Here is a 17,368-nt window from a genome sequence, read left to right on the forward strand (position 1 = left end):
CATGTCCATCATCACAAGGAAATGCTTGGTTGAATTTTCCTGTATAAGTGAACGTTTGACAACAAATAATGATAATTAACTTATTTTTCGAGTAAATACGATCGTATGCGAATATACGGTGGTGCTGATCTAGTAGGATCAGAGAATAATACAACAGCAGTACGAACTCTGCGTGCTATCTGCCTTGGCAAGAAGAATTATATCTTCGGTAATGTTCACGGCGGGCGAGCATGACCCCTGCTGTACAGACTGATCGAGACGTACCGTCTGAACGGTATCGATCCGGAAGCGTACCTGTACCACAGTTTGAGTTTTCTGCAGGAATGGTTTTCTAACTGGGCTGAAGAATTTCTGCCGTGAATCGTAGTTATTACCACTAAATAACTGGCAATAAGGCGCTCACTGAGCGCTAACGAAAGTTAGGTAACACACTGGTAGTTCCGCATCCCTTAGGCTGGCCGATAACGACAATTACTACATAACCGATGGCAGGCGCACGTTTGCCAGTTCACCGGGGTTCAGTGTTTACCACACCATTACGCAGCCCAGAAAGTAACGGCATGGCAGAATGGATGTAAGACTATAATAATCTGCATCCGTATAAGGGCGAATATCATGATGCCATGTTATCAGTTAATTAGCCGCGTCCGTTTTATCAGAAGCTACTCCTTCACCCACCATTATTTGGTGGTGGATACTTTGTCGAATGTGTCAGAAACTCACCAGAGCGCATTGAGAAGATGCTTACTATTCGATAGGATAATAATAATGAGAGTATATATAATTACAGATAATCACCTTCTCTTTTCTGGGATGAAATTTATATTAACAAAACATAACATTAACCTATGTCTATTCTCTATTCAGGATATGAGAAGCCATGATGCCCACTGCAGTGATACTTTTTTTATCGAATGTCAGCTTAGAGAGGCTGATATAGAGCCATTGAGTTCGTTATACACAGCTGGTGCTAGGATCTGTTTCTTGCAAAGAAGCCCGATCGCCTGGAACGGTGAATTCGCGCCAAATTTTGTTGATATTACAGTTCAAATCGCGGATCTTACTCCTGCCATTCTTGACATCATTTATCTGCCCGTACAGAGTAGTCAGAATATGCTTACTTTGACAGTAAGAGAATATTCCGTTGCGCGCATGCTCCTTAGTGGACACTCAGATGAAGATATTGCTTCTTCTTTTTCAATCACAAAACGCACGTCCAAAGACTATATTCACTCTGTTTTAAAGAAGCTTGGAGGGAAATCCATTGCAGAACTTTTCCTCCAGAAAAACATGATTTACGGTAGCATTTCCGCCACCCCGGGACTTAACGTCTTAACGGCGGTTAATGAAGAAATTCGTGACCAATCCTCTGAGATTATCGTTCAACGAGCGTAACCGGTTAGACGGATCTCAGCCTGAGCATCTGACTGTTCTTTGTTAATAGAAGAGTCCGGCCCGCCTTTCTTTACCCAGGAGTAAAGACTGTGGGTGGTGATATCGAGACGTATTGCAACGCTGGAAACAGAATGGTCACGATCAACAACCTGTTTAACTGTTTCAATTTTAAACTCTTCAGAATAACGCTTACTACTCATGGGCGCCTCTCTGTAAGCCATTTAATGGCTCTGAGGTGTCTGTTAAAGCCGTGGCGATTCGCACAGCTACTTCGGAGTGGGATCCACCAAGAATTATCATTGAAATTAAAATGATAAACTCAAAGAATATACTTTGAGTTTATCTTAATTAAAAAATCACTCTGTAACTATTTCTTTACCCTCAATAATAAGAGAATCTTCTTTTAGAATGATGCCTTTAAAGAGAAGCTGTTCAATTACCTCTGAAATAACTTTACGTAAAGTTCCACTTGTGGCTTTAAATCCAAGAGATCTAGAGATAGACATAACTATCTCTTCTTCTGTCGCACCAAGGTTATTTTTTACTACCTGAGAAATTCCGACAGCAATCTCTTGAGGCGGCAACATTTCGGATTTACGCAGTCCCGACGACTGAACATTCTGTCGGTTTCGTAAGATAATATTTGATTTCTGATGTATTAAAAATTGTCCATCCTGATAGATATTACCTTTATTGCAGACCAGATTAACAGCTCTGTTCACAACGGCCTCAATTCTGGCCCCTGCACGTTGTAATCCCCAGGCCGTTCGCAACCTGGTGATAACCTCGCTTACATGAACAGGAGATTCAACCTCAACTATCTGCTCAATAATTTCGCTGAGAATACCCAAGGGGGTTTCATGCAGTTCATACCCCATATTAGCGGATGGAATGGCCTCCACATAGGCAATATCAGAATCTTTCGCAGTATCCGAATCGACAAGACCAATTTCTACTACTGGTCCCCTATCGACAGTCACAATTTCAACAGGTACTGCACGAGTCCTTTGCCTCAATTGTTCAGTCCGTTCTGATAGCTCTTTCTTGGCAGACTCTATAGCCTGGAGTGTTCGTTCCAGTTGTTCTTCAGGACGGTGGAACCAATCCGTACTCCAGATACGATGGATAATCCACCCATGATCTTCAAGTACAGCCTGACGCAACCGATCGCGTTCTCGCGCAGAACGTGATGAATGATAAGCACGACCATCGCACTCAATACCAATCAAGTATCGCCCAGGCATATCTGGATCAGCAATAGCTAAATCTATAAAGAATCCAGCAATACCTACCTGAGGATGGACTTGATAACCCGCTTTCTGAAGCGCATCAGCAACCTGCTCTTCAAATACACTATCCATTTCTCTTTCAGTCCGTTGAGCTAACGATATCCGACCGGTACGGGCATATTGCAGGAAGAGTTTAAAGGCAAATACACCCTTGCCCTTTGCTCTTTCCAAATCAATATCTTCGTCTGTGATCGAAGCGAAAACCTCACATCGACGTTTGGCTCGGCTGATTAATACATTCAACCTTCTTTCCCCTCCCTCTGACCCCAGGGGACCAAAACGCATCGCCATGTATCCTTGCGTATTTCTGGCATAGCCGACGGAGATCATAATTACATCACGTTCATCACCTTGTACGTTCTCAAGGTTTTTAACGAAGAAAGGCTCGCTCGGATGCGCATTGAAGAACTCTTCTAAATCGGGATTCAGACGGCGTAGTAACTCGAGCTCGTCCTGAATAGCCTTACGCTGGGAAACAGAAAATGTTGCAACACCGAGCGACTGTTCCGGATATTTACGGGCATGCTCCATGATTGCTTTAGCGACAGCTTTAGCTTCTATCGTATTGGTTCCCTTACCGCCTGATTCGAACACACCATCCGGGATGTGATGGAATTGCAGTCCCATACCTGCTTCCTGAGTATACGGGCTCGGCACGATGAAGAGTTTATTCTCATAGAACTGGCTATTGGATACAGCAATCAACGATTGATGACGGCTGCGATAGTGCCACCGCAGCATACGTTGAGGTAATCCCCTGGCAACAAACAGGCCCAACACACTCTCTATATCAGCAACCTGAGATATTTCATCATCATCATTCGCAGCAGATTCTGTCATTTTAGCGAAGAATCGCGTAGGTGGAAGTTGGCGTTCATCCCCGACGACTACAACCTGCTTACAGCGAGCAATTGCGCCAATCGCATCAACTGGTTGTATCTGACTCGCTTCGTCCATGACCAAGAGATCGAACTTTTGTTTTCCCGGGATGAGGAATTGAGCAACAGATAACGGGCTCATCATCATGACCGGCTTGAGTGCCTGAATCGCCACTCCAGCCTTTAGCATTAACTGACGAATGGGTAAATGCCCCCTTTTTTTCACCATTTCCGAACGCAGAACTCCCACAGGGCCGATACCACCACTCCTGGATGGGATTTGTCTATGATGGACACGCGCAACCTCAAGACTGGCGGCTTTGATACGTTTAAGGTCAAGCTCTGCAAATCCTGCAACCTGACGAGAATGAAGCTCACCATCAAAACGTACTAAATCGGGTTCTTCGAGAGCCATAATTTTAAGTAACGACTCAAAATAGGTCCGCTCGACGGCAGAAATAGCAGAATCTAGCGAAAGATCCCCACTAGCAAGTTTTTCTACTACTTCAGATAATCCATATTTTCGGGCCTGCGTAACACGATGCTGGTACGCAACCCATTTAGAGAGTTGTTCTGAATTTTCTGCCCATGTTTGAAGCTTCTCGCACACAAGCGCTATCTTTAATTTATCAGATGATGAACCCAAAAGGGTTTCGATTGTTCCTTTTAATTCCCTCGCGACTTGTTCCAGTCCATTGACTATCTTTTGGCTGGACAGATGAGTTTCTCGTGCAATATGGGCAGTTTCAGCTCTGTCTGTCAGTTTTGCCGCTACGAAACGTAACGCACAGTTCTCCTCTAACCAGGAACAAGCCTGACTCAGATAATCCCAATCAGATGACAGCTCTTTCCACTGTTCGTCAAAAGCGCTTTTTGCAAGCGGGGCTTCTGCACGTATTTCTGCAATCAGTTTCTGCAACTCAACTATTCGGGTGATTAGCTGGCTACGCTCATCAATACGAGCAGGAGGGTTAACCATTACACGAAAGCATTGTTCATCAATCGCTATGAGATTTTGGATTTTCTCTTCAATGAAAACTAATGAGACGCGGGTGATAGATACCTGATTGGAAAAATATTCCTCAGGTGAAAAACCGAACGCGCTCCATAAGATGTCTAACTGGGTCCGAACTTGCTGCAGTAACTGGCTTAGTTGTTGCGCACGAAGCTTCACACCTTCGCGGTCAATAAGCCGGCTGGCCAACAAACGAGCCTCAGCGCCTACACCACGGAGCGTTCTCATCCATTCAACTAATGCCATTAAAGAAGAGCTGTCACTTCTTTCGCCGCGCCAATCACTACCGAAAGCAGAATGACCAAAATCATTACCTTCCTGAATTTTTTTCCTCTCTGCCTGAGCCTTAATCAACTTGTCCAACAATAAGATCTGCTGCTCAACGGGCAACGAGCGATCTTGCAGTAAAGAACCAACAAGTCCCCTCGCTTTTCTCCAGTTTCCATTGAGATATCGGAAAATACCAGTATGGCTAGCCAGGAGATTTCTGGCCTCCTGAACATCCGTATTCCAGGCTACCTCATTAATGTGGGAATCAAGAGCTTCGCTAACGGTTCTGAAGGAGGCAATCGACTTAACCAGCTCAGCAGCTTTCTCAATACCATGATCCCAGACTGATGCGATAAAGGCGTCGGGACTGGCGTTAGGGGCGGCAGCAATTCTTTCACCCAAGGTGATGAGACGTTCGATTTCCTGAACGGTGTAATACCCTTCCTGAGTACCGAGTTCTTCATGTAAACGAGCAGCATCAAGACGCAACTTAGATAAAGGTTTAACCAGAGAACGAGCGGCAGAAAAACCATTAACCTGAAAATCACGAGGAAGCCTTGCCAGCGCATCTTCCAGTTCGGTAACTGGAGTTTCAATTTCTTCAGTTACTATATCTGCCACAAGATCCAAGCGAGCTTGCTGATACTGCTTACCCACTGCAATAAGTCGTTTAACTGCAGGCGCATTATCATGCCAAACAGCAGAAATAAAGGCCTTCGCTGACAGGTCGGGGGCTTTATTGATGCATTCAGCAACCTCCACTAATTTATCAATTGAAGAGAATGTTTCCGGTACGGGTGTAACAGAAAGCTCAGCAGACAGATTTGCAACAACGTTTTTAAGACATCCAACATCTCTTTCAAGCTCTTGCAGACGTGGAAGTAATTTTTCTACATCTATAGGTAATATCTGCTCAAGACCAACGCCATTCCACGGATGCTGAGCGGGCAACCCCATATCCCGGATGCGATCAACAATCTCTTTCACGAGCTCAAGACGTTTCTCAAGATCGCTGGCATTCCAATGCTCAAATTTTTCGAGATGAAAATCGGTCGGAGCCTGGCCTAACTGACGTAACCGAACAAGATGCCCCATGACCTGATAGGGAGAGAAAGTTGAAGGATGATATATCTTATGCAGCCTTGCCGGATGCTCGTTAAGTTTATCCCTCGCCTCCGTTAGGTTTCCTACCAGTGTGTCTGGGAACTCACCTCTTGGAGATCCCAGCTCCCAGACCCTTTTCAATTCCTCCAGGAAGACCCTTTTATTCGTCTTATTACTATGCAACTCTAAACAGGCGTCGCCCACACCCGCATGGTCAAGGCGACGTTTCACCACTTCAAGCGCGGCCATTTTTTCTGCGACAAATAAGACAGTTTTGCCATCTGCCACTGCAGAAGCAATGACATTCGCAATCGTCTGAGATTTCCCTGTCCCAGGAGGACCTTGAATAATAAGGTTTTTCCCTTTCCGTACATCATGGATAGCAAGAGTTTGGGAGGTATCGCTATCCATGATATGGAGCATATCCCTCGGCGAAATAAAAGGATCTATAGGTGCATCATCTGAAATCCTTTCATCCCTCTCATCAAACCCATCAACCATAAGTGACTGAATAAGAGGTTGTTCTGTGATATTGTCATTCTCTGGCCAGTTTTCTGGATCTAAATCCCGGTACATGAGGAACTTAGCGAAGGAGAAGAACCCCAGAGTAATATCGTTTTCTTGAACGCTCCAGTCAGGTTTTGTCTGCACCGCCTGAGCGACCTCATTGATATACCCTGAAAGATCCAGCTCCTCATCGGTGTTGATCTTAGGCAATAAAATCTCATGTGCTCGCTGTAGATATGCTTCCAGAGAAAGGTTTTCACTAATCTCATCCTGCCTTGCCCGTAGTTTAAACCTCTCACCAGCAGTTCCACGCTCAAGAGACACGGGGATCAAGATTAAAGGGGCATATCTGACATTTTCTTTATTATTGGGATCAATCCATTTTAAGGTTCCGAGCGTCAGATAGAGTATGTTTACACCCTGTTCTTCTTCTAACGTTTTAGAATCGTGGTAAAGATCCAACAATCTCTTTTGCAAACCTTGCGGAGTTAGCCTTGTTTGTAGTTTTGTATCCTGATGCTCAGCACTGATCGCTTTCGGAGCTACATCATCATCAAAAACAAGTAACCTATCATCCACAAGAGATTCATCCGAATCAGTTTCAATGTCCTCAACATCAATTAATTCCCCCTTCCTGCCTACCCGTCCCGGTAGAAAAGTAAATGCTTTCCCTTCTTTAACCAGTAAACGATAAATCTCAGTAGACCTCTCATCGATAATGTCTAAGAGTTTGGCAGTCTTAGAGCGAGGGATATTGAGGAGTTTATTGCGCGCAGATAAGTCAAGAAGCTCTGTGCGAGCTCGTTCTAGTTTTTGCTGAAGAGAAAGACTGGTATTCTTAAACAGTGAATCTTCGTTATTATACATGGCTGGGATTCCGTGGGTTCCATAAAATCATCATTGCATACCCAGTCTGTAGCGTAACGAAGGTATTCAACGTCAGAATGTTACCATCTTAGCCATTTTTTTAGGATAATTCTAATCGATATCGTTGAAATCAAGGTTAGTAAAGCCCTTTCACACTAGCTTCTATTCTGCTGAGTGGGGAACAGGCTTTAGCCTGTTTCCCGTAGAGTGACACACCTCACTGTTAAGGCATCTTTATCTGTGACAGAAAAACAAAAATCTACAACACATATAAAATTAATTCTGCGTAAAACAAAAAAAACAGAATAAAACTCTCCTCTCTTCAACCAAGAGCCTGTTCATATAAAATATATTTTTTCTAGTAACACCTATTGGTAATCATTCGGTTGATCTTGACAGGAAGGAGCTTCTGGCTTAGCTTTTTATCATCCAGTTAGTGGCGGATATCCCGGTCCCAAAACTACATAACTGTTCCTAATAGTAGATCACTTTCTGATATCCACACCAGATCGAAGTGTATTCTTCAGTATTAAAGTGCTGAAAGGACAATCAAAGATCCTACTTTTCCAGCAATCCCCGCCGGTACACATTAGTCTGGCGTTTAATGAAGCCAGTCTTTTTATAAAGCTCATTCGCCGCCAGACGTCCTGAGCGGGACGTCAGATCAACTTAACGTGCTCCGTAGATACGTGAGTAAGTAATGAAACACCAGTGTACAGAAGTTAAGCTACTGCGCCGACGGAGTCAGAGGCACAGAATAATACGAAAACGTTTCGGTCTGCTATACAACTGCTGATCACCCCTCGCAGAATCCCCCCATAGCCCCTCTAACACAGCCACAACAGAACCCAAGGTAACAACCTGATGTGTCAGCCTCGCATATCCAGCGCGGGAATAGCCGGTAATGGCTGTTCCTGCCGCAGCTATAATAAGATGACGCTATCATATTGAATTACTATCAGTTTTGACAGACAGTACGAGTTGTATACCTACAAAAATCATGAGCTTTAAAAGCATATTATCGTCGTGTTATACGCAACAAAATGAGTTACAAACCGACGTAATTTGCAATGAGACAAAGGCGAGTGTTATGTTATTACATAACTTATGACAACAATGCATTTTACATGAACAACAATCTCCCTTACCCCATACCTGTGCTTGATGCAGCAAATTTGTGCATTGCGATAGATGCTCATCATCTGGTCAGAGATATCAACTTACGCGTGTTTAAAGGAGAACGAGTTTGTATTATTGGTTCATCGGGGTCAGGCAAATCGTTAACAGCGAAAGCTATCATCGGTACATTACCAGCAGAGCTGAAATTACAGGGTACAGTCCGAATCAATGGAGTTGAAATTAGTGGAATACCACCTTCCCGTCGACCACAGACTACCCGTGTATCGGCTATCTTTCAGGATTCCTCTACTGCCCTCAATCCATTAATGCCGGTTGGCCGTCAGCTGGCTCTGGCATTGAAAACGAGTGATGACGCAGTGCTGACTTCCTTACTGGACTCACTAAAGCTGAGCGATATCCCTGAATTGCTGAATCGATATCCTTCTGAGCTTTCCGGTGGTCAGCGTCAGCGGATCTGCATCGCTCTTGCCCTTGTGGGGAAAAACGATTTACTGATTGCGGATGAACCAACAACAGCGCTGGATGTGATCAGTCAGCAGCAGGTCTTACAGGTACTGAGCAACCGTACAACGCCTGCATTTTCACCGGCACTGCTTTTCATTACCCACGATATTGCCGTTGCCGCTCAGCTCTGCCAGCGGGGGATCGTGATGGAAAAAGGCGAGATTGTAGAGTGTGGCACCATGGTGCAACTTCTGAATACTCCAGAACATCCTTATACACGCAAACTGGTTCAGGCAGCACGAAATGCTGATCAGTTACTGGCAGCACACTCTCATGAGGTGCTGGTCGGATGAATTCTTCATTTAAATTTGCCACTCATGATTTCATTCACGTCGACAATATTACTAAGTATCGGGGCAGAGCCGTTTCGCCCTGGCCCCAAAATGCCCCGAAAAGTGCCATTCTTGAACATTTATCTCTGACGCTACGGCGGCATGAACGTGTGGGGCTGGTTGGTGTATCAGGCTGTGGAAAGTCCACATTGCTCAAGGCAATCCTGGCCCTGGAACATATTGATAACGGGACGATTTATTGCGACGGGAAGATTGTTACTCCTGGCTCTGCCCGCTCCCTGAGATGGTATCGTCGCCGGGTTCAGTATCTTCCCCAGGAGCCAGCAAGTACACTTCCTCCCTTGATGCGGATTAAAGATATCCTCAGTGAACCGCTCAGGCGACTGAGTCATAGCGGTAACGCCCTTCCTGACCTTGCCCAAGCCCTAGAACAGGTTGAGCTCAGTCCCGGATTCCTGGACAAGCCAGCCGGTTCGCTTTCGGGAGGTCAGGCTCAGCGTGTCGCTCTGGCAAGGGCGTTAATTATCCAGCCGGTTTTCTTACTGGCAGATGAACCGGTAAGTGGGCTTGATTTGCCATTACGTGAACAAATCAAATCCCTGCTCTTACGGGTAGCGGAAGAAAACCGTATGGGGTTACTACTGGTATCCCATGACATATCTATGCTGGCAGGATTATGCGAAAGAACTCTGGTCATGGAGGCCGGTAAAATCATTGAAGATCGCCCGACTCAACAGTTACTGCACTTGCCCCATCATCCTCATACCCGCCAGTTACTTAAAGCCGTACCAGGGATTTTGTCAACCCGTCTTTGACGGGCAGAACACAAACATATTATTAATTTTAACGAAATGAATACCATGAAGCCGGAACAGATCTCAGGGAAGAGCTTACAATCTTTACCTCCATTACTGCTGACCAGCCAGTTTATATTCAATACCGGATTTTATGCAGTTGTCCCTTTTCTTGCGATTTACCTGCGGGATGACATGCTACTGTCAGGTGCAGCCATTGGTCTGGTTCTTGGCCTCAGAACATTTTCGCAACAGGGCATGTTTCTGGTGGGCGGGGCGCTGACCGACAGGTTTGGTGGGCGCATCGTCATCCTCTGGGGCTGCCTAATCCGTATCACGGGATATTTGCTGCTTGCGACCAGTACTTCGTTATGGGGAGTAACTCTGGGTGCCTGTCTGACCGGGGTCGGTGGCGCACTCTTCTCGCCAGCGATAGAGTCCCTGATAGCGCAAGCCGGTACACAAAGTGAAAAAGAAGGCAAACGTAGCCGTTCCGAATGGTTTGCGTTGTTCTCTGTTTGTGGGGAACTGGGTGCGGTCATCGGGCCGCTGCTGGGAGCGTTGCTGACAGGATATAGCTTTCAGTATGTGGCTCTGGGTGGTGCGGTCATCTTCCTTCTTGCGCTTATTACGCTGTATTTCTCTCTGCCTGCAAATCCTAATCATCGCGGCCACCTGCAGATCGCCCCCTGGTGGACCGCATTTCAGCAGAAACGCTTTGTTGCCTTCATTTTCGCGTACAGTGCGTATCTGTTCAGTTATAACCAGCTATACCTGGCGTTACCTGTCGAACTGCGTCGTTCTGGTGGGAGTGAGTCAGATCTTGGACCTCTGTTTATGCTGGCCTCTGTGTTGATTATATTCCTTCAATTACCACTGGCACGTTTTGCCCGGCGGAGAGGGGCATCACAGATGTTACCTGCTGGTTTTTTACTGCTGTCACTAGCCTTTTTTAGCGTTGCGCTGTTTGCCAGTACATCGCCTCCTGACAACGGGTTACGCCTGCTCCCGGCGATTTCACTGGTGACGTTGCTGACATTCGGCCAGATGCTCATTGTTCCTGTCGGTATGGATCTGATCCCCGCGTTTGCCGGAGATAAAAATCTGGGGGCACATTACGGGGCACTTTCATCCATGGGAGGCGTGGCCGTCCTGGCAGGAGGTTTTGGGTTTGGCGGATTACTGGATCAAGCACTGGTTCCTTCTGCACTTGCATATATTCCATGGTTGTTAATGGGCTGTATTCCGTTATGCAGTTCTGCAGCCATGCTGTTTATTTGCCGGGGTTTACCCCTCCGCCGCACAGTTGATCAATAAGGACTCTTGAATGAATACGGATAAAACATTTTGGCCGGTTTACGGGCTTCTTTCAGCAACCCTGCTGCTGACCGGTTGTTTTAATGAACCGCAGGACGAAACAGTCAATGCCAGAGAAGACAGAATTAAAGTGGCACATCTTCTGCCGCCTCGCTCTGGCCTGACACCGCTCAGTGATGACGCGTTTAAATTATCGCGATGGAGTACAGTAGAAACGCTGGTAGTTCTCAATAGCGCGGGTGACGCGCAACCGGCACTTTCGACCCGGTGGCAACAGGTTAATGAAACCACCTGGCGCTTTGAATTACGCCCGAATGTCATGTTTCATGATAACACAGCGCTGAACGCACAGGCTGTCGTCAACGCCCTCAGCGTCGCGGCCACAGCCACGCCCAAACCGCGAATTCTTGATGGTGTAAAACTTACAGTGAGGGCTGAGAGCGATAATGCCGTGCTGGTTTCTACCGAAAAGCCGGATCCTCTTCTCCCTCAGCGACTTTCCAGTCCTCAACTCGCGATTCTGTCCCTGAATGCATATAAAGAGCACGGCGTTGTGGATCCGGTCAATGCAGGGACGGGACCTTTTATCTTACGCACCGTGAACGGAACGAGTAGCGCATCGCTAGATCGTTTTGATGGTTACTGGGGTGGGAAAGCGAAAGCCAGCGGCATTGACGCCAGCTTTGTACCGGATGGCGCTGCGCGTGCGGCCGCATTGCGCACCGGTACCGCCGATATCATTGAAGCCATTCCCGTATCTCAGGCTCCTCTTCTGGATCAATCCCTGGTGCATGAAGTGCCGATGCCCAGAACCAATACGCTTTATCTCAATACCGCCCGGGGGGTGATGAAAGACCCCGCCATGCGCGCAGCGGTAAGGGAGGCCATAAATCGTCAACAAATTGTTGATACGGTATATGAAAAACGGGCCGATGTTGCAAAGGGACTTCTAGGGCCCGCGTTACCGTGGGCTGATCAATTACGTAAGCCTGTCACCAGTCCCGTCAATCCCGGTACGCCAGGAGGTGCAACCATAACACTGGCGACTTTCAGCGATCGTGCTGAATTACCGGAAGTTGCTGTTTATCTGGCTCAGCAACTGACAAGTGCCGGCTTTACGGTAAAACAGGTAGTTCGCGAATACTCTCAGATTGAGGCTGATGCACTGGCCGGTAAGTTTGATGCCTTTATCCTGTCCCGTGCCACCGTTCTGGATTCGGGTGATCCCGTCGCCTATATGTACAGCGATTTCTCCTGTGAAGGCTCGTTCAATATTTCCCAACTGTGCCGCCCGATGATTGACGAAGCGCTGAAAAAAGCCAGTGAAACGCCAGCCGGTGAGGCCCGCCGTCAGGCAATCATGAAAGCAGAAAATATGATCCTTGCCAGCGATGCTGCTATTCCTATGTTGCACGAACGAGTCATTCAGGGGGAGAGCGCCGCACTGAAAAACGCGGTTCGTGATCCTCGTGAGCGTATGCTTATTAACAGCCAGACGCAGTTAGTCGCTGGCGATCAACGCTCTACAGTACAGTGATAAAAGGAGTTGGTAATCAATGAGTGAATCGCTGTCCTGCCGGATCTGTTCCAAAATTAATCAGGTCAATTATCTGGTCCCAGGTTCCCTGGTGACGTTGCTGTCACGAACCATGACGCTGGCCGGTATTATCGTACTGATTGGGATGTTGCCATGGCTTTCAGGTCAGGATCCAGCCCTGGCATTACTTCGTGCACGCTCCGCCGAGCAGGAAGCGACGTCAGAAGCACTGGCAGCGATTCGACTTTCACTGGGGCTAGAACAGGGTCCACGGCAACTGCTCATTAACTGGATCAGTGGCCTCCTGCAGGGAGATGCCGGAAAATCCTGGATTTCTGGGCACCCGGTTCTTCCCGGTATGCTACAGGCGGCCCAGGTATCACTGACATTGATGATCATGTCTGCCGGAGTGGCTTTCTTCCTGGCAACTGTGATTTGTGTTCCTACTTTTCGCCGCGGACTCCATGGACGCTCGTATCGTTCGACAGGCTTCTTTTCGGCAATATTTACCTCACTGCCCGAGTTTCTGTTGGCATCTTTTTTACTGGTCGTCGGCGCAGTCTGGCTGGAATGGTTCCCCCCTTACGGCTGGAATAGTCTGCACTATGCAGTATTGCCCTCACTGGCAATGGGAATACCGGCAGGCGGCTATCTGGGCCGTATTTTCTCTGATGCATTAGCCGCGACTTTCAGTGAGAACTGGATTATCACATGGACAGTCTCTGGAATATCCCGATGGCATATCACCTGCGCAGTACTTAAACGAACATTATCCACTGTGATGCCGTTAATTGGTCTTATCCTGGTCTCCCTTACAGGAAGCGCAGTGGCGGTAGAAAAAATATTTGCTATCCCAGGACTGGGGAGAGCAACGCTGGGAGCCGTGGTCGCGCTGGATCTTCCTGCGTTACAGACAGGTATTCTATTTCTTCTGGTTATTGCTTTTTTGTTCGGAATACTGGCTGCTGGCATCAGATATCTCATCCTGGGCCGGGCGTTACGTACTTCATCCATGCCAGCAACAAAAGAGCCTGATGAAGACAATGGCCGAATGTCATTCATCCTGCCGATTATCTGTGCTGTCGCGTTGACAGTGCTTCTGTTGACTGGCTTACCGCGGGATCCTTATTTGTCAGGATTCCCGCGCTTGGCTCCCCCATCTTTTGCATTGCCCTTTGGCGCTGACGCAATGGGGCGTGATTTGCTCGCGCGTGTTGCACATGGCACTGTGCATACCTGTATTCTGGCGCTAATCGTCTCATTTATTTGTTTGTGTCTCGGATTAATAATTGGTCTCTTTCCCCGCGTGTTTGTAGGACCAACCGAGATGGCTAATGCGTTACCTCCTGTCATTGCTGGTTTGCTTGTCGTGTCAGTCAGCGGTCCCGGCAGCTCGGGGGCCGCCATCGCAATAGCAGCTGTAGGCTGGGCTCCCCTCGCCACGCATACTGCCGCGCTGGTCACTGAAATTCGTGCCAGACCTTATATTAATATGCTACCCGTTATCGGAGTTGGCTGGTTACGCCAGAATCTGTTCTATGTTTTTCCTGCGTTAATTGGCCCTCTTTTCCGTCATGCCATGTTACGATTACCCGGAATTGCGCTGGCTTTAGCATCACTGGGATTCCTCGGACTTGGAGCCTCGCCACCTGAGCCGGAATGGGGAAGGGTTCTTGCTGAAGGGATGCCTTATCTGGAGCGTGGTTTTTGGGTGGTACTGGCTCCGGCATCTGCGCTGGGGATACTGTCAGTCATGGGGGTAAGTCTGGCGGGGTTAACGGGTCGAAAAGTTAAGCGCGTATGATGCTCCTTTGTCGCAGAAGCTGTTTTTGAAGCTGGGGGCATCATCTTCTGTACCCGTATCTGGCTGGTTGCCTGTATCACCGATATCTGAAAAAACCTTCAATGGCATGGAACGAGATACAGAGGATCTGCGTGCGCAACTGAAGAAACTGCGCCGAATGGTGTTCTGCACCCGTTCAGAAAAACTGAGCCACGAGGTGACTCATGTTAAAGCGCGGCTGAAACAGCTCAAACAGGAAAGTGATCGTTGCAACGGGCGCGAAGACGCCCCTCAGGTTCCCTGCCAGTCACGATACCGTCACCCGCTTCCACGGGAACACCTTTCCCCTGAAAGGCACCGACTGGAGCCCGCAGAACCCTGTAGACTGCATGAGGTGGAGTGGCAGTCTGCGTCGTCAACTCAGGGATATCAGCGCGGTGCAACTGGAGCTGGTTGCCAGCCCCCTGAAAGTAATCCCCACAGGCAGGATGTGGACCTGACGGTGGCGCAGCTCTCCAATTGGGTAGAAGCATGCTGCCGGTTAATAGTCCGCTGGAGGAGTCGCTTTACGGCCAGGTGATAGACACCCGCAAGCTGCATACGGATGACACTCCGTGCCGGTGCTGGCATCGGACAGAAAAAATACGAAAACCGGGCGCATCTGGAGCTATGTACGAGATGACCGGAATGCCAGTTCACCAGATCTCTCAGCAGCGTGGTTTGTGTACTCTCCGGACCGGCAGGGAAAACATCCATAGCCGCCCCTTCGTCCCTTTCGGAGTATCCGGCAGACGGATGTGTTCACAGGTTATGATCGACTGCTCAATGCCAGACGTTAGGATGGTGCACTGATCAAAGTAGCGGGCTGGCCCCATGTCCGCCGATAATCTACGACGTGTACATCAGCAGTAAAAGTGCCATAAGAAGAAGGGCCCGAAACGCATCGACGAGATGTACGCCATCGTGGTGTAAATACGTGGCAGACCGAAAGCAGAGTGTCTTGCTGTCAGACAGGCGCGAAGTAAACCGCTGCTGGCATCAGAGACAATAAATCTTATATTTGTATCCATTTTTAAATGGTTATATGGTACATGATTGACATATCTTTGATAAAAAAGGATTCTTATCAGCATATTCTTCTAAAATACAGTCCATGAATGACCCCCAACGAATGAATTACTCAGGTTCACGGTGCTTGCTCTCAAGAAAGCTATAATTTTCAAAGCTGACTCAGTCCACTTGTATAGCATGGCGTTACTGCCAGAGTTGCATGGTCCCACCATGGATTGCGGGTGAGTTTCACGTGCTGAATACTAAACCCCGCTGAAATAATTTCATTCTGCAACGAAATGAGCGGCATCAGTGCTCTCCATGGCATGCCTTTCCTGTAAAGGATATGTCTTATCGCGTCATATTGCTGGCGGTCTTCCTCATATCCTGGCTCACCGCACATACTGCTGATAATGAACGTCCCGTTTTCCCTGAGCAAACGTCTGACCGCTCTGTAAGCCTGTCCACGTAGGTTTCCCGTAAGACAGTGCATGCAACTGCCGTCAAAAATCAGATCGAAGCGATTTTCCCCCAGTTGCACCAGCGAGCAGACATTATCGTGCAGAAAAACGCCTGAAATCCCCTGTCGTGCGAAATTTTCACGCGCCCAGTCAATAGCTGTTGGCGAAAAGTCCACGCCACAGACATGATATCCTTTCCGGGCAAACCACAGGGATGCCATCATTCCGTTGCCACACCCCAGTTCCAGGATATGGCTCCCCGTCTCGGGTAAATGGTCCGTGGCGGCCAGTGAATCGAGCGTTTCTGTCAGTTTTGCCCATGCCCGGGGATAGCCATCACCAGTCCAGGCGGGTTTATCGTTATTACGGAGTTCCTGGTATATCTGCTCGTAGGTTTCCATTATGCTTTCCCGGTCACTCTGCATTAAACCACCTCAGGCCCTTTCATAATGCTGTGCCACGGATGAATGCCTGTTCTGGTGCGGTGAGCTTTTATGCCCGGGATTGCATACCTTATGTGTACCGCGGAGATAGTATCTGCCATCAGAGGAGGGTCTCGTTCCTCCAGGACAACCATCCATACCTCGCTGACCATTATTCCCGGCAAGCCCGGCTCCGCCGTTGGCATCATTTGTACGCCACAGTCTGTACCCGTCCCTTGAGTCACTCTGCCCGGAATATGTGAATGCTGAAAATGCCAGGGCAGACAGCAGATAAAAATTCAATGCCTTACTCATACTTTATCCTCTTTTCGCATCCACTATCTGACTGTCATCGAATCAGCCTGCTGTTCAGTCACTTTCAGACCCGTCCTCGCGAGCGCAGTACGGAGAGCGTCCCGGATGGTCATCCTGCCTCTAACGGGATTTACCCTGACCGCAGCCGTTCTGTTGAGGTCCGCCCTGATAAAACACCCGGTGCCGTGCGCCAGTTGCTGAGCAGTTTCATCAAACCGGGAGAAACTGATGTCATAATCCGCAATGGTGTCACACTTCCCTTCTGGCACATGAACGTGCGGGGAAGCACCGCATGAAATAATTAACAAAACCATACCAGTACTCAAAATCTTTTCAGAAATACACGTCAATGCCCGTTTCGTTACATTCACCGGATGAATCCTTATGACACAGCGATAATAGTGACAAAGTTATTAACTTGTTATTT

The 17,368-nt window shown here is 47.9% G+C and carries 9 protein-coding genes and 4 pseudogenes; 10 read left to right on the plus strand and 3 right to left on the minus strand.

Features of this window, described 5'->3' with window-relative positions:
• Window positions 1–153 precede the first annotated feature (153 nt).
• A pseudogene (locus RS584_RS15530) lies at window positions 154–360 on the plus strand (IS66 family transposase); the annotation flags it as partial.
• A 510-nt stretch (window positions 361–870) separates the two neighbouring features.
• Window positions 871–1,395 carry a helix-turn-helix transcriptional regulator gene (locus RS584_RS15535; protein ID WP_315748255.1) on the plus strand — a complete coding sequence of 175 codons (525 nt, stop codon included), beginning with the start codon at window positions 871–873 and terminating at the stop codon, window positions 1,393–1,395.
• A gap of 8 nt (window positions 1,396–1,403) precedes the next feature.
• Here RS584_RS15535 and RS584_RS15540 read toward each other — a convergent pair.
• Together RS584_RS15540 and RS584_RS15545 are read right to left on the minus strand one after the other, a co-directional pair.
• Window positions 1,404–1,595: pseudogene (locus tag RS584_RS15540) on the minus strand (transposase); the annotation flags it as partial.
• 156 nt (window positions 1,596–1,751) lie between these two features.
• Window positions 1,752–7,325, minus strand: coding sequence for a DUF3320 domain-containing protein (locus RS584_RS15545; RefSeq protein ID WP_315748256.1), 5,574 nt, complete (start codon window positions 7,323–7,325; stop codon window positions 1,752–1,754).
• Window positions 7,326–8,452: 1,127 nt separating this feature from the next.
• Between RS584_RS15545 and RS584_RS15550 the strand changes: the two genes are divergently transcribed.
• The 7 genes and pseudogenes from RS584_RS15550 to RS584_RS23415 all read left to right on the plus strand — a co-directional run.
• Window positions 8,453–9,262, plus strand: coding sequence for an ABC transporter ATP-binding protein (locus RS584_RS15550; protein WP_315748257.1), 810 nt, complete (start codon window positions 8,453–8,455; stop codon window positions 9,260–9,262).
• A complete protein-coding gene (locus RS584_RS15555; RefSeq protein ID WP_315748258.1) occupies window positions 9,259–10,077 on the plus strand; it encodes an ABC transporter ATP-binding protein in 819 nt (272 codons plus the stop codon). Before RS584_RS15550 ends, RS584_RS15555 begins: the two co-directional genes overlap by 4 nt.
• 45 nt (window positions 10,078–10,122) lie before the next feature.
• Window positions 10,123–11,373 carry an MFS transporter gene (locus RS584_RS15560; RefSeq protein ID WP_315748259.1) on the plus strand — a complete coding sequence of 417 codons (1,251 nt, stop codon included), beginning with the start codon at window positions 10,123–10,125 and terminating at the stop codon, window positions 11,371–11,373.
• 10 nt (window positions 11,374–11,383) lie between these two features.
• Entirely contained in the window at window positions 11,384–12,910 is a 1,527-nt protein-coding gene (locus RS584_RS15565) for an ABC transporter substrate-binding protein (protein ID WP_315748260.1), read from the plus strand.
• 19 nt (window positions 12,911–12,929) lie between these two features.
• The gene (locus RS584_RS15570) at window positions 12,930–14,714 is read left to right on the plus strand and encodes an ABC transporter permease subunit (RefSeq protein ID WP_315748261.1); all 1,785 of its coding nucleotides are present in this window, start codon (window positions 12,930–12,932) and stop codon (window positions 14,712–14,714) included.
• 109 nt (window positions 14,715–14,823) lie between these two features.
• Window positions 14,824–15,075 (plus strand): annotated as a pseudogene (locus RS584_RS23410) (IS66 family transposase); the annotation flags it as partial.
• 99 nt (window positions 15,076–15,174) lie between these two features.
• A pseudogene (locus RS584_RS23415) lies at window positions 15,175–15,734 on the plus strand (IS66 family transposase); the annotation flags it as partial.
• Window positions 15,735–15,912: 178 nt separating this feature from the next.
• Here the strand turns inward: RS584_RS23415 and RS584_RS15575 are convergent.
• A complete protein-coding gene (locus tag RS584_RS15575) occupies window positions 15,913–16,605 on the minus strand; it encodes a class I SAM-dependent methyltransferase (protein WP_315748262.1) in 693 nt (230 codons plus the stop codon).
• A gap of 284 nt (window positions 16,606–16,889) precedes the next feature.
• Between RS584_RS15575 and RS584_RS15580 the strand changes: the two genes are divergently transcribed.
• Window positions 16,890–17,237, plus strand: a complete 348-nt coding sequence (locus RS584_RS15580) for a hypothetical protein (protein ID WP_315748263.1) — start codon at window positions 16,890–16,892, stop codon at window positions 17,235–17,237.
• The last annotated feature ends 131 nt before the right edge of the window (window positions 17,238–17,368 follow it).

The organism is Enterobacter sp. DTU_2021_1002640_1_SI_PRY_ASU_LCPMC_013, from assembly GCF_032389435.1.
Taxonomy (GTDB): Bacteria; Pseudomonadota; Gammaproteobacteria; order Enterobacterales; family Enterobacteriaceae; genus Enterobacter; species Enterobacter hormaechei_C.

What these genes read in the sequence shown, in the direction of transcription:
- RS584_RS15535 (WP_315748255.1), top strand. Translation starts at nt 871, where the DNA reads ATGAGAAGCCATGATGCCCACTGCAGTGATACTTTTTTTATCGAATGT.
- RS584_RS15545 (WP_315748256.1), bottom strand. Translation starts at nt 7,325, where the DNA reads ATGTATAATAACGAAGATTCACTGTTTAAGAATACCAGTCTTTCTCTT.
- RS584_RS15550 (WP_315748257.1), top strand. Translation starts at nt 8,453, where the DNA reads ATGAACAACAATCTCCCTTACCCCATACCTGTGCTTGATGCAGCAAAT.
- RS584_RS15555 (WP_315748258.1), top strand. Translation starts at nt 9,259, where the DNA reads ATGAATTCTTCATTTAAATTTGCCACTCATGATTTCATTCACGTCGAC.
- RS584_RS15560 (WP_315748259.1), top strand. Translation starts at nt 10,123, where the DNA reads ATGAAGCCGGAACAGATCTCAGGGAAGAGCTTACAATCTTTACCTCCA.
- RS584_RS15565 (WP_315748260.1), top strand. Translation starts at nt 11,384, where the DNA reads ATGAATACGGATAAAACATTTTGGCCGGTTTACGGGCTTCTTTCAGCA.
- RS584_RS15570 (WP_315748261.1), top strand. Translation starts at nt 12,930, where the DNA reads ATGAGTGAATCGCTGTCCTGCCGGATCTGTTCCAAAATTAATCAGGTC.
- RS584_RS15575 (WP_315748262.1), bottom strand. Translation starts at nt 16,605, where the DNA reads ATGGAAACCTACGAGCAGATATACCAGGAACTCCGTAATAACGATAAA.
- RS584_RS15580 (WP_315748263.1), top strand. Translation starts at nt 16,890, where the DNA reads ATGCTGAAAATGCCAGGGCAGACAGCAGATAAAAATTCAATGCCTTAC.